This window comes from Nocardia arizonensis (assembly GCF_001310275.1).
Classification (GTDB): Bacteria; Actinomycetota; Actinomycetes; order Mycobacteriales; family Mycobacteriaceae; genus Nocardia; species Nocardia arizonensis.
On sequence record NZ_LGYZ01000002.1, the window covers coordinates 13671 to 26953 of the forward strand.

General features: G+C 68.8%; 10 protein-coding genes. 7 read left to right on the plus strand and 3 right to left on the minus strand.

Annotated elements, in window-relative coordinates; translation table 11 throughout:
• Positions 1 to 114: 114 nt before the first annotated feature.
• Complete coding sequence (locus tag APZ21_RS00725) at positions 115 to 1278, plus strand: glycosyltransferase family 2 protein (protein ID WP_054811265.1); 1164 nt, start codon at positions 115 to 117, stop codon at positions 1276 to 1278.
• Positions 1268 to 2407 carry a dTDP-4-amino-4,6-dideoxygalactose transaminase gene (gene rffA, locus APZ21_RS00730; protein ID WP_054811266.1) on the plus strand — a complete coding sequence of 380 codons (1140 nt, stop codon included), beginning with the start codon at positions 1268 to 1270 and terminating at the stop codon, positions 2405 to 2407. Before APZ21_RS00725 ends, rffA begins: the two co-directional genes overlap by 11 nt.
• 1 nt (position 2408) lies before the next feature.
• On the opposite strand, the gene APZ21_RS00735 is transcribed toward rffA, so the two are convergent.
• Together APZ21_RS00735 and APZ21_RS00740 are read right to left on the minus strand one after the other, a co-directional pair.
• Positions 2409 to 3008, minus strand: coding sequence for a methionine biosynthesis protein MetW (locus APZ21_RS00735; protein WP_156370525.1), 600 nt, complete (start codon positions 3006 to 3008; stop codon positions 2409 to 2411).
• Positions 3009 to 3145: 137 nt separating this feature from the next.
• Complete coding sequence (locus tag APZ21_RS00740; protein WP_082392721.1) at positions 3146 to 6103, minus strand: AMP-binding protein; 2958 nt, start codon at positions 6101 to 6103, stop codon at positions 3146 to 3148.
• A 760-nt stretch (positions 6104 to 6863) separates the two neighbouring features.
• Between APZ21_RS00740 and APZ21_RS00745 the strand changes: the two genes are divergently transcribed.
• The 4 genes from APZ21_RS00745 to idi are packed head-to-tail and all read left to right on the plus strand — an operon-like array spanning position 6864 to position 11195.
• Positions 6864 to 8279 (plus strand): family 2B encapsulin nanocompartment shell protein, encoded by a 1416-nt coding sequence (locus APZ21_RS00745; RefSeq protein ID WP_054811268.1) that lies wholly within the window; start codon positions 6864 to 6866, stop codon positions 8277 to 8279.
• A 14-nt stretch (positions 8280 to 8293) separates the two neighbouring features.
• On the plus strand, positions 8294 to 9727 hold the full coding sequence (locus tag APZ21_RS00750; protein WP_054811269.1) for a family 2 encapsulin nanocompartment cargo protein terpene cyclase: 1434 nt from the start codon (positions 8294 to 8296) through the stop codon (positions 9725 to 9727).
• A gap of 29 nt (positions 9728 to 9756) precedes the next feature.
• A complete protein-coding gene (locus APZ21_RS00755; RefSeq protein WP_054811270.1) occupies positions 9757 to 10629 on the plus strand; it encodes a geranyl diphosphate 2-C-methyltransferase in 873 nt (290 codons plus the stop codon).
• Positions 10626 to 11195 carry an isopentenyl-diphosphate Delta-isomerase gene (gene idi / locus APZ21_RS00760; RefSeq protein ID WP_054811271.1) on the plus strand — a complete coding sequence of 190 codons (570 nt, stop codon included), beginning with the start codon at positions 10626 to 10628 and terminating at the stop codon, positions 11193 to 11195. Before APZ21_RS00755 ends, idi begins: the two co-directional genes overlap by 4 nt.
• A 28-nt stretch (positions 11196 to 11223) precedes the next feature.
• Here the strand turns inward: idi and APZ21_RS00765 are convergent, their stop codons facing one another.
• Entirely contained in the window at positions 11224 to 11949 is a 726-nt protein-coding gene (locus tag APZ21_RS00765) for a GntR family transcriptional regulator (RefSeq protein WP_054811295.1), read from the minus strand.
• Positions 11950 to 12089: 140 nt separating this feature from the next.
• Between APZ21_RS00765 and APZ21_RS00770 the strand changes: the two genes are divergently transcribed.
• Positions 12090 to 13274: a serine hydrolase domain-containing protein gene (locus APZ21_RS00770; protein WP_054811272.1), complete on the plus strand. Its 1185-nt coding sequence runs from the start codon at positions 12090 to 12092 to the stop codon at positions 13272 to 13274.
• Positions 13275 to 13283: the final 9 nt, after the last annotated feature.

The following is a 13283-nucleotide window of genomic DNA, read 5'->3' on the forward strand; positions in this document are numbered from 1 at the left end:
GATGTCCGGCCTCGGAACCCGCCACCGCCACCGTGCTAGAGTTCACGGCGGCTCGGGCTCTGCTGTCCAGCGGGGAATTCCGGCTCGCACCGTCATCGAAAGTCGATCCAGCTGATGCCGATTCCCTCAACACGCGTTCCCTCCACACGCGCCTTCCGGTCCCCCGACGCCGCGCCGAGCAGCCGTCCGGGCGCCGACCGTCCGCACGCGATCTCGGTGGTCGTGCCGGTCTACCGGGGCGAGGACACCATCGGCGACCTGGTCGCCGAACTCGACACGCTGACCGCGCCGGGGCTGACCCCGGGTGGCGCGCGGTACGTCGTCGAGGAGATCATCCTCGTCCACGACAACGGCCCGGACCGCTCCGACGTGGTGCTCCAGGAACTCGAGGCCACCCACGCCCGGGTTCGCACGGTCTGGCTGAGCCGTAATTTCGGGCAGGACGCCGCGACCATCGCGGGCATGTCCGCCGCACGCGGCGACTGGATCGTCACGATGGACGAGGACGGCCAGCACGATCCGGCCTTCATCGCCACCTTCCTCGACGCGGCGCTGTCCGAACGCGCCGATCTTGTGTATTCCAAGCCGACCAACACCCGCCCGCACGGGTTCCTGCGCAACCTCACCTCGCGCGGAGCCAAGCTGGTGCTGGCCACCTTGTTCGCCTTCCCCGACTCCACCCGGTTCGAGAGCTACCGCCTCATCCGGGGTGATATCGGCCGCCGGCTCGCCGAGGTCGCCTCCAACGGGGTGTACCTCGACGTCGCGCTGACCTGGGTGGTCGGGCGGGTGGCGCAGGTGCCGGTGCGGTTGCGGGCCGAGGGCCGCGAGGAATCCGGCTACAACTACCGGCGGCTGTTCTCGCTGTTCTGGAAGATGGTGCTGTGCAGCGGCACCCGTGGTCTGCGGCTGGTGAGCATGCTCGGCATCACCCTGGCGCTCGGCGGCGTTGTCATGGCAGGCGTCGTGGTGGTCGAGGCGCTGGGCCGCGACGACTGGGCGCCGGAGGGCTGGGCGTCGACGATCGTGGTGCTGCTGCTGTGTTCGGGCGCGATCCTCTTCTCGCTGGGATTGATCGCCGAATATCTCGGCGTGGCCCTGCACATCCTGGTCGGCAAACCGCTCTATCTGACCGTGCAGACGCCGACGCCTCGTCCGGCGCCGGAGCAGCCGCGACCGGTAGCCTCCGTAACCTCGGGATCGGCGAACGGCGCCGCGGACTTCCGGGAACTGTCCACGACCACCGCCACCAAGGGGAACGACCGGCTTGAGCACTGACCGCGTCATCTTCAGCCGCCCGTACCGGGCGCGCAGGGAACTCGCCAATCTGGAGGCCGTGCTCGCCTCCGATCACAGTCACGGCGACGGGCCGTTCACGGCCGCGGCCACCGCGAAGCTGAAGACCATCACCGGTGCTCCGCACGCCCTGCTGACCACCTCCTGCACCTCGGCGCTGGAAATGGCGGGCCTGCTGCTGGAACTCGGTCCCGACGACGAGGTGATCGTCCCGAGTTTCGCGTTCACCTCCACCGCGACCTCGATGGCGCTGCGCGGGGCCACCTGCGTATTCGCCGATATCGACCTCGACACCGGCAATCTGGATCCCGAGTCGGTCGCGGCGCTGGTCACCGAACGGACCAAGGCGGTGGTGGTCATCCACTACGGCGGTGTCGCCGCCGATATGGATCGCCTGCTCGACCTGGCCAACACGCACGGGTTCGCGATCGTCGAGGACAACGCGCACGGTCTGGGCGGCAGGTGGCGGGGGCTGCCGCTGGGCACCATCGGCACCCTCGGCACGCTGAGCTTCCACGACACCAAGAACGTGCACTGCGGTGAGGGCGGCGCGCTGCTGCTCACCGACGAGATCTTGATGGCGCGGGCCGAGATCATCCGCGAGAAGGGCACCGACCGCGCCCGCTTCCTGCGCGGCGCGGTGGACAAGTACTCCTGGCAGGACATCGGCTCGAGCTATCTGCCCAGCGAGCTGAACGCCGCGGTGCTCGACGCCCAGCTCGACGAGTTCGCCAACATCCAGGCGCAACGGCACCGGGTGTGGAACGGCTACGCGGCGGCGTTGCCGGACTGGGCCGCCCGCAACGACGTGCGCCTCATGCGGGTGCCCGACGACCGCGAGCACACCGCGCACCTCTACTACCTGCGCACCCCCACCGAACAGCGCCGCGACGAGCTGATCTCGCATCTGGCCGCGCGCGGCATCGTAGCGCCGTTCCACTACGTGCCGCTGGATTCGAGTCCGGCGGGTCTGAAGCTCGGTCGCACCCCGGTGCCGTGCACGCGCAGCGCCCACTTCTCCGGCACCGTCGTACGGCTGCCGCTGTGGCCCGCGCTCGGTGATGACCAGCTCGCCCGGGTGGTCGACGCGGTCACCGCCTTCACGGTCTAGGTCAGGCCGACAGCACGTACAGCTTCTCCCGTCCGCCCGCGATCAGTTCGCGGGCGACCACCCGGTCGCGATAGCCGTCGAGGAACGCGTCGAGGCTTGTCTCGGTGAACCGGTGGTCCTGCGCGCCGTCGCCCGCGTCGGTGAACCGGCGGGCGACGGCGGCGAGCACCGGATTGTCGCTGGAAGCGAGATTGCGCACCGGTTCGGCGAGTATCACCTGTTTGCGGGCCGCGGCCAGCATGCGGTCGAGCACCGGTGCCGGTTCGGGCAGGAAGTGGTAGAGGCTGGCCTGCATGATCACGTAGTCGGCGGCGGGCAGCGGATCATCGGAGTGCATGTTCCATACCAGGCCCGTGCCGCCCGCGGCGGTGAGACGGGCGATGAAACCGGCGTTGAGGTCGAGTCCGGTGTAGTCCACGCCGCGCCCGCGCAGGTGACCGGTGTAGAGCGTCGCGGGTCCGCAGCACACGTCCACCACGCTCGCGCCGTCGGGGATGAGATCCGCGATGGCCCGGTAGCGGGCCCGGTAGTGCCGTCCGTACAGTCCGCGCATCAGCAGTTCGTAGGTGGTCCGATTGGAGTAGATAACGCTCGCCCTCACACCGACGGATGCTACGTGCACACGGCGCGCCCGGCACGGCGATGAGTGTCCACGCAGGTCGATCTGTTACCGAACCCCTTGCCGGACATGGTGTGTCATCACGCGCCCGCATGCGGCGGGTGCACGGGAATCTCGGCTCACTCCCCCAGCAGTACCCTCGCCTCGTCCTCGGTGAGTACCTCGTAGCAATCGGAGACGCGGTTGTACCACCAGGTGTCGGGTCCGGGCGACGGACGGCCCTGCGCCTGCACGGCCCGTGTCGAAGGTCGATAGGTGGCGCTGCGCGGAATGTCGTCCACCACGTAGACCAGGTCCGGGCGCTGCGACGGGTCGAGAGCGCGGGCGGCCTCGGTGACGTCCTTGGGTTCGAGCCGGTGTCCCGCCCGCACGCTCACCGCGGCGACGGCCAGTGTGCGCTCGCCCGCTGTCAGACCGTAGGCGACCTCTAGGTCGACGGCGGTGATGTCGTTGAGCATATCCACGATGGGCTGGGTGTACACCGGTCCGCGCGTGGTCTCGATGACGGTGTCGGTGCGGTCGACCAGCCAGTAGTCGCCGTCGCCGTCGCGGCGGAACAGATTCTCCGTCGGCATCCAGGAATCGCCCGCGACGAATACCCCGCGCAAACCGCCCGCGGAGATGTCGATGCCGTCGGCCGCCTTGCCGAGCAGCAGACCGACCTCGTTGTCCGCGCAGCGGCGCGCGAAACCGGATTCGTCGGTGAGTATGCGTTCGGTGACCGGATCGTAGGCGACCAGTTCGACCTTGGCCGTCCCCGGCACGGGCCTGCCCTTGCAGCCGACCTTCACGCCGGTGACATTGGCAAGCACCACATCGCCCTCGATGGAGGCGTAGAACTCGAGCACGCGGGCCGGTTCGAACTGATCGGTGGTGCGCCGCCACAGTCCCGCGGGCATGCCGGAGCCGATGAACAGCCGGATGGGATGTGAATGCCCGGCGGGGAAGACCTCGGCGTCGAGGATGTCACGCATCATGGTCCAGGTGTAGGTGACCACGGTGACGCCGTAGCGGTGCACCTCCTCCCCGAAGCGGGCCGGGTCCAGCGACCGGGCCAGGGCGATGCGGCTGCCGCCGGCGATGGCTCCGCCCAGGCTGACCAGCAGGCCGGAGGAGTGGTGCAGCGGTGCCAGACAGTAGACGGTGTCGCGGCGGCCGAGATCGGCGGAGGTCGCGGTGCCGAAGGCCGACAGCGCCCAGCGGTGGTTGGTGATGTATTTGGTCTCCAGGCGGTCGCCGGTTCCGGTGACAAGGACGAAGGCCAGCTCGCGGGCCAGTCCCGGATCGGGGCGGTACCAGGCGGGCAGGCGCACCTGGGTCGGGTCGACGCGTTCGAGGTCGACCACCCGGTCGTCGGTGGGTATGTCGAGGGTGCGGGTGCCGCCGCCGCCGAGGACCAGGACCCGCAGACCGGTGGCGGCGGCTTGGCGCACATTCTCCGGGTCGGCGACGATGGTCTGCGCGCCGGTCCGCTCGATCGCCCGGCCGAGTTCGCTGCCGGGGGCGAGCAGCACCGCCACCGCGCCGAGCCGCGACAGCGCCGCCACCCCGGCCAGCGCGCTCGGCCGGGTCTCCATGACCACCGCGACCCGCTCGGCCGGCCGGATGCCGACCGAGATCAGTCCGCGCACCACATTGTCGATACGGGCGTCGACCGCGGCGTTGGTGTGCACCCGGTCGTCGAAGAGGAAGCATTCGCGCAGCGGCGCGCGCCGGGCCTGTTCGGCGATGAGCCGTCCCAGCGAGATCCGGGTGCTCGGCTGGATCATGCCGAGTCGGGTGAGCCGCGGCAGCGCCCGCGCCGCCTCGCCGACGCGTTCGACCGAACCGCGCATCGCGGAGTTGGCGACGGTCTCGATGGCCTTGCCGAATCCGGCGCCCGCTTCGGCGAGGATCACGGCGGTGTGCACCACGCGGGTCGCCGCCGATCGCGGAACCGTGCTCGCGACGTGCTCGCTCATGGGCGCGATCTCGGCGGGCAGTTCCTTGCCGCGTTCGAGCCAGTCGATCCACTGGCGCACCAGCGGCCAGGTCGTCGAGCTGGCCGTACTGCCCGCGACCAGACCGAAATGGCCCGCCACCAGACTCGCCTCGTACACCTCTGCATTGGGTGCCGCGCGCACGATGCCGCGCACGGCGGCGGGCTGGCCGATATCGTCGACCTCGCCGACGAAGGCCAGGATGGGGCACTTCAGCTCCGCCAGCGAGACGGGCTGGTCACGGATGACGAAACCGCCCAGCATCATCCGGTTGTGCACCACGAACTGCTTGAGCAGATCCGCCGCGGCCGGCCCGGCGTAGCCCACCCAGCCGTCGTTGTTGAGGAAGCGCCGCTGGCGCTCCTTGGGCAGCAGCGCCTCGCGATCGTGCAGCTGGCGCAGGAAATCGATCCTGGACTTGGCGGTCTTGACCGGATCGAGCATCTGGAAGCCCAACCTGACCATCGAATCGGTGATCGGCAGTCGGGTCACCACGTGGTCGGCCAGGAAGTCGGCGACTTCGGAGACCAGACCGTAGGGCAGGCCGAAGGGCAGGCCCGCGACGATGTCGACCGGGCTGCCGAAGGTCACGATGCTGGCGATGCCCTTGCCGAAGCGGTAGGCGGCGGTCTGATAGGCGAACATGCCGCCCTGGGAGTAGCCCATGAGGTGCACCCCGGACCCGGTCGCCTCGGTGACGGCGTCGATCGCGCTGTCGACCGCGAGCACGTGATCGGCGAGGTCGCGCTGCCAGCCGCCCTCCTCGGTCGCGGGCGAGCCGAAGTCGACCACCCAGCAGTCCACGCCGCCCCGATGCAGGATGCCGACCGCGCCGTCCTCGGCGTTGACGTCCCAGATGTCGGCCTTGACCATGAGCGGCGGAACCAGCAGGGCCACCGGCCGCTGTTCGCCCTCGGCCACCGTGTCGTCGGGGAAGTAGTGACGCAGCCGGTACATGCGTCTGCGCTCGACCACCTCGAACGGCGACGACTCCAGGTCCTGGGTCAATCCGCCGAATCGGATCACCTCGAGGCCGTTCTGCGCGGTGGCCATCAATCGCCGAACCGAGTTCATCATTTTCTTCGCCCCAAACTTCACGATCGCTCCGGCCCTACCTCAGCGTGACCCATGACACAGCCCGACCACTCGAGTCGAGCGTCCCACACATGTGTCCATTATGTGTCCGCTGCGGCCAGTTACGTGTACCGATGGCCAGGCGCTGTCATCACGCCGTGGCCGACGCGACGGCCGACCCGCCGCGATCTCGGAGGATGCCGAGGGTTCGCCGCACCAGGTCGAGTCGGCGGCGATCGTCCGGTACCGCGGCCTGCCGGACAGCCGGGTAGCCGACGTGGGCCGTTCGAACGGTCTGCGACATCACCGCCCCGGCGCCGACCACGCGGAGGCGAGGCGATACGCCTACTCCTCGAATCGAACCGCACCGCGGTGTGTTACGTCTCGGCCGGCGAGTTCGAACGCGAATAGACCCACGCCACAATCGATTACAGAAGGCGGCCGGACGCGCCACGGCCCCCTGCGCGCATACGACCAAGAGGCTGCCGCGGGTCATCGGATCGACATGAAATACCGTCCGGTCGGGTGCGTCCCCGACTCACCGCGGATTGTGGAACGTACCGACCGGGATTCGACGGATCCGCCAATTCCGCTGCGCCGCTATCGCTGCGCGACCTAGCATCGATACGTCCGGGACAAGCGTTCTCTCCGGAAAGCAGTGTCCTGTAAGTCGATTCGTTCGAGGGCGGACGTCCACGGTCCGCCTGCACCCACAGTTCCGAACAGATATCGATTCTCGATCTCCAGTGCACGTTTCGTGACCGTCTCGAGGTGAGGACCACGCATGACAATTGAGATGCCGATTCCGACGGATGATTCGGTGAGCGCCGCACAGCAGTCGCTGTCGACCACCGCGGCCCACCAATTGGCGACGACGACGAAGTCGGAGCCGCAGATGCAAGGGATCACCTCGCGGTGGTTGACGCGCTCACTGCCGTGGGTGCAGGTCAACGGCGGCGTATACCGGGTGAACCGACGCTTGACCCACACCGTCGGCAACGGCGAGATCGAATTCGTGATCGAGGGCCCGACGGCGCGGGTGATTCCCGCCGAGCTGACCGAGATCCCGGCGCTGCACGGATTGGACGATCCCGAGGTGCTCGCCGGTCTGGCCGACCGCTTCGTCCAGCACGATCTGGACGCCGGATCGGTGCTCGCCGAATTCGGAAACCCCATGCACCAAATCGTTCTCGTCGTGCACGGAAAAATCGCCCGCGTCGGCAACGGCGAATACGGCGAGCAGACAGTGATCGGCATACTTGGGGCGGGCGATCACGACGGCGCCCGGATCCTGGTGGACACCAACGCGATCTGGGATTACACGCTCAAGGCGATGACCCCGGCCACGGTGCTCGTACTGACCCGGGACGCGCTGGACGATCTGCGCACCGCCGTGCCGGTGCTGCGCGACCATCTGGCCGCCGCGGCCGCCGCGCCGCCGCGCGCGCAGAACGCCAAGGGTGAGGCGGATATCGAGATCGCCTCCGGCCATGTCGGGGAACCGTTGCTGACGACCACGTTCGTCGACTACGAGACCAGCCCGCGCGAGTACGAACTGTCCTTGGCGCAGTCGGTCTTGCGGATACACACCAGGGTGGCGGATCTGTTCAACGATCCGATGAACCAGACCCAGCAGCAGCTGAAACTGACCATCGAGGCGCTCTACGAACGCCGCGAACACGATCTCCTCAACAACCCCGACTTCGGTCTGCTGCACAACTGCGATCTCAAACAGCGCATCCACACCCAGTCCGGTCCGCCCACCCCCGACGACCTGGACGAGCTGATCTCCATGCGCCGCGGCACCAATGTGCTGCTGGCCCACCCCAAGGCCATCGCCGCGTTCTCCCGGCAGACCACCGCCGCCGGGATCTACCCCACACCCACCACCGTCGACGGCCACCACCTGCCCGCCTGGCGGGGCATTCCGCTGCTGCCGTGTTCGAAGATCCCGGTCTCGCCCACGGGCACGACCAGCATCCTGGCCATGCGCACCGGCGAGAACAACCAGGGCGTCATCGGCCTGCACCAGACCGGCATTCCCGACGAGTACGAACCCAGTCTCAATGTCCGCTTCACCGGCATCGACAACCAGTCGATCATCAGCTATCTCGTCAGCTGCTACTACTCCGCGGCCGTGCTCGTTCCCGACGCTCTCGGCATTCTCGACAACGTCCAGATCGCCCGAACCGCGAGCTGATCGGAGCGACGGCCATGTCGGTACTATCCCGTGCCGCCGCGCCACCCGCCATGGACGAGGTGGCGGCGACGGTCACCGCGCTGCTCGGCGCCGTCGGCGTCGCCGCGCCCGCCGAACTCTTCCGTGCGGCGAAACCGGCGCCCGAAGGCGCACAACATCGTTCGACCACGTCGCGACCGCCGTCGGGGGCGACCCCGGCGCGGTTGCTCGGCCCGACGGGCGTCGGCTCGGCCGCCCTGCGACTGCCGCCGCCCGCGCCGCCCGACACCGCGACCGCGGATGTCGAGTCCAGCGATGACCGCGAGACTCCCGCCGGATCGGCGCCCGCGGCCCGTCCGCCGGACACCCGTCCCGAAATACCCTGCGGCCCCAGCGGATTGGGAATAGCCGCGGCCACGATCGCGCCGCGCGGTGATCCCGGCGCCCTGACCCCGCCCGCGGCCGACAGCGAATCCGGGGCCGAGGCGATTCCCCCGCTCTACTGCCCGCCGCCCGTGCGCGACGATCCGGCTTTGGCGGAGCTGGTGAACGACGGACTGATCACGTGGGCGGCGGAAATCGGCTTGTACGAGGGCCGTCTGGACGAGCTGCGCGACGCCGACTTCGGCAGGCTCATCATGCTCGCCCACCCGTACTGCGACGACGCCGATCGGCTGCTGGCCGCGACCAAATGCGCGGTCTCGGAATGGTCGGTCGACGACTACTACTGTGAGGAGGGCGCCGACGCGCGCGCACCGGACGGCACCGCGTCCAGCGCCACCGCCGAACTCGGCCCTCGACTCGAATTGGCCGCCGCGGCAATAGATCCGGCCCATCTACCGGTGCGGTACGCCGGGCAGTTGGAGCAGGCGATGCGGGCCGATCCCATCCTGCGCGCCTTCCGCACCTCCTTCGAACACCTCGGCCGCTACGCCGTCCCCGCGCAGCTGGCCCGGCTGCGCACCGAGATCGCGGGCTGGTTCATCGCCCTCGGCGCCGAGGCGGGCTGGCGGGTGGCCGACCGGATGCCGCCGGTGTGGGAATACCTCACCAATCGGCAGCCGCACAGTTTCCTGCCCTGTATGGCGCCCATCGATGTGCTCGACGGCTACGAATTGTCCGCCGCCGAATACACCGAACCGCGGGTGCGCCGGGTGGTCACCACGGCGGCGCTGGCCGCGCAGATGGTCAACGACCTGTATTCCATGGCGCGCGAGGACCGCGCCGAACACCGGGAGTTCAATCTCCCCACCGTGCTCGCCGCGGAGGAGGGGTGTTCACGGCGGGAGGCGGTGCGGCGCACCGCCGCCGTACACGACGAACTGGTGCACCGGTTCGAGACCGAGGCGGCTCCGCTGGCCGCATCGGGGTCACCCGAACTGCGCCGTTTCCTGGTCGGTCTGTGGGCGTGGATGGGCGGCAATCGCGCCTGGCATGCGGGCAGCAAGCGTTACCACGACGCGAAATAACCAGTACCGCCGAGAGAGGATGATCACGAATGACCATGCTCAACCCCGAAACCAGCGCCGTACTGCGTACCAGTTATCAGAAGTCCGTTGCCGAGTACTGGAACGACAATCCCAACGACGACCGCGTGAACACCGAGCTCGGCGAGGTGGACGGGCTCTACCACCACCACTACGGCATCGGCGAGCCCGATCGGTCGGTGCTCGACGGCCCGGAGGACACCCGGCACAGCCGCATCGTGGAGGAACTGCACCGTCTCGAGACCGCCCAGGCCGAACTGCTGCTCGACCACCTCGGCGAGGTGCGGCCCGGCGACCGGCTCATGGACGGCGGCTCGGGTCGCGGCGGCACGAGTTTCATGGCCAACCAGCGCTTCGGCTGCCGGGTCGACGGGGTCACCATCTCCGAATACCAGGTCGGTTTCGCCAATGAGCAGGCGCGTCACCGCGGCGTCGAGGACCGGGTGCGGTTCCATTTCCTGAACATGCTCGACACAGGATTCGAATCCGGCTCGATGCGCGGCATCTGGACCAACGAGACCACCATGTACGTGGATCTGCCCGAGCTGTTCGCCGAATTCTCCCGCCTGTTGGAGTCGGGCGGGCGCTACGTGTGCATCACCGGCTGCTCCAACGACGTCACCGGCGGGCGGTCCGCCTCGGTCAGCTGGATCGACGCGCACTACGGCTGCATGATCCATCCGCGCAGCGAATACTTCCGTGCGCTGGCCGATAACGGGCTCGTTCCGATCGAGGTGACAGACCTCACGGCGGCCACCATCCCGTACTGGGAGATGCGCGCGAAATCCGAGCTCGCGACGGGTGTGGAGAAGCCGTTCCTCACCGCCTATCGGGAGGGCAGCTTCCAGTACCTGCTGATCGCCGCCGATAAGGTAGGACGGTGACCGAGACCCTGGCCGCCCCCCGCACCGATCGCGAGGCACTACCCGTCGAACTGGTCGACGACGCGGGCCGCGCGATCGGCGCGTGTCCCGTCTCGCGGGCGCACCGACCGCCCGGCCTGCTGCACCGCGCCTTCTCGGTGCTGTTGTTCGACGGCACGGGCCGGGTACTGCTCCAGCGGCGTGCGGCGGTGAAGACCCGCTTCCCGCTGTTGTGGGCCAACACCTGCTGCGGTCATCCCGCCCCCGGCGAATCGGTCGTGGACGCCGCGGCGGTGCGACTGGACCAGGAATTGGGATTGACCGCCGACCTCGTGGAAGCGGGGGTCTTCCGGTACCACGCCGAGGACCACGGTTCCGGGCGGGTCGAACACGAATGGGACCACGTCGTCATCGGCACGCTGGATGGCGGGCAGCCGCGCCCCGATCCGACCGAGGTGGCCGATTTCGCCTGGGTGCAGCCCGATGCGCTGCGCATGCGGCTGTGCGACGACCCGCGCAGCTATTCGCCCTGGCTCGGGCAGGTGCTTGATATCGCCGACGAGGCGTATCACCGGGTCGAAGGGTAGCCCCGGCGAGTCCGCCGTTGTCACCCGGTTATCGCGCGACGGATATATCTTCCGCGGGCGCCGGCAGGCCGGTGTCGGCGGCCAGGGTCGTGATCACCGATTCGAGCCTGCGGTGGTGGGCTTCCGCGATGAGCAGCAGCCGGTCCACGTCGCGAGCGAGGAATGCGTCGAGCATGAGGACGTGATCGGTGTGCAGCCGGGCCCGGTCGGCGCGGTCGATGTGCACCATGGACTGCACGGGTTCGGTCACATTCCACGCGGACTCGAGCATATGCAACAGCCGGAACATGCGCGAGGGTCTGGTCAGGCCGACGTGGAAACGACGTGACTGGCGATGGTAGGCCACCGGATCATCCTCGCGGATCGCCTGTTCCAGCAGTGCGTTGACCTCGAGCAGTTCCGCGCGGTCGGCGTCGGTGGCGCTCGTGACCGCCGCGGCGAGCGAGGCCGTCTCCAATGTCTCACGCACGACGTACATTTCGCGCAATTCACCCGCGCTCAGCCGTGCGACGGCGTAACCGCCGCGCGGCTCATGGGTGACCAGCCCCTCCCCCATGAGGGTCGCGAGCGCCTCGCGCACGGGAATGTGGCTGACCCCGAAGAGTTCCGCCACTTCACGCAGCGGGATGACGGTGCACGGGGGGACCGCGCCGTCGAGTATCACCCGGCGTAGTTCGCCGAGAATCACTTGCGGTCTGCCCGGCTCGTCGACTACCAACCTCGCGAGCAGGGCCGAACGTCTCCGTGGCGGCATGATCACACCGTAGGACAGCCGTGTTGCGATCTCGGTCCCCGATGTGACGGGCAGGAAAATGCGCGGTCACGCTCAGCGGGCGGTGAGGTAACGAATTCGTGCGGCGTCATACGCTGTAAGGCGATGGAGGAGAGGATCACATGACCACAACCGCGACCACCCAGTTCGTCGACCGTCGCTTCGCGTCGCTGGTCGCCGAGTTCGACCGGCTGTTCCGCCGCCCCGCCGACGGCGGCGGCGCGCTCGCGGTCTACCAGCACGGAGAGCCCGTCGTCGACGTGTGGGCGGGTTTCGCCCGGCCCGGCGAACCGTGGCGCCACGACACGGTCGCGATGGCGTATTCGACCGGTAAGGGTGTGGCCTCCACCCTGCTGCACCGCTTCGCCGAACGCGGCGCGCTCGACTACGACGCTCCGGTCGCGCGGTACTGGCCGGAGTTCGCGGCAGCGGGCAAGGACCGGATCACGGTGCGCGAACTGCTCAGCCACCGCGCCGGTCTGCACCGGCTGCGCGGACTGCTGACCGGCCCGGTCGACTCCTTCCTCGACGACACGGCCGTCACCGCCGCACTCGCCGCGGCCACGCCCGATCCGCGCCACCTGGTCACCAGCGGCTATCACGGGATCACCTTCGGGCATCTGGTGGCCGAACTGGTGCGCCGGGTGGGCGGCGCGGAGTTCACCGACCTGCTGCGCACCGAGATCGCCGAACCGCTCGGCGCGACCGAACTCTGGTTCCGCGTGCCCGAATCCGAGCGCGGGCGCATCGCCACGAACTTCCCGCGCCTCACCGTGGCCGGGATGAGCTGGGACGCGGGCGCGAAACTGATGGGCCGTTCCCGCTTCACCTCGGCCGCCGCCGAGACCACCCCGATCGGATTCGCCGACCTGGTCGCCGATCCTCGGCTGCACGATTCGATCATGCCAGGCGTGAACGGCGTCTTCTCCGCCCGCGCACTGGCCCGCATGTACGGGGCGCTGGCCGATGGCGGCGAACTCGACGGCTACCGTCTGCTGTGCCCGGAGACCATCGCCGCGATGTCCACCCGTCAGGTCTTCACCCCCGACTACGTGCTGGCCTTCCGCATTCCGTGGGGACTGGGCTACCACGGCGTGCCGATGAAACCGTCCAAGGCGGAACCCATTTCGGCGTTCGGACATTTCGGCCTCGGCGGTTCGGGCGGCTTCGCCGATCCGAGCACCGGCATGTCGCTCGGCTTCGTCACCAACCGGCTCGGCGGCCGGCTCACCCCGCTCGGCGACGCGCGCCTGGCCCGACTCGGCGCGGTGGCGCACTCGCTGGCGAAAAAGGCGAACGAAGCCTGATTCGGCCCC

Coding starts and splice junctions, on each gene's coding strand:
- APZ21_RS00725 (WP_054811265.1), top strand. CDS start 115: ATGCCGATTCCCTCAACACGCGTTCCCTCCACACGCGCCTTCCGGTCC.
- APZ21_RS00745 (WP_054811268.1), top strand. CDS start 6,864: ATGACAATTGAGATGCCGATTCCGACGGATGATTCGGTGAGCGCCGCA.
- APZ21_RS00750 (WP_054811269.1), top strand. CDS start 8,294: ATGTCGGTACTATCCCGTGCCGCCGCGCCACCCGCCATGGACGAGGTG.
- APZ21_RS00755 (WP_054811270.1), top strand. CDS start 9,757: ATGACCATGCTCAACCCCGAAACCAGCGCCGTACTGCGTACCAGTTAT.
- APZ21_RS00765 (WP_054811295.1), bottom strand. CDS start 11,949: ATGCCGCCACGGAGACGTTCGGCCCTGCTCGCGAGGTTGGTAGTCGAC.
- APZ21_RS00770 (WP_054811272.1), top strand. CDS start 12,090: ATGACCACAACCGCGACCACCCAGTTCGTCGACCGTCGCTTCGCGTCG.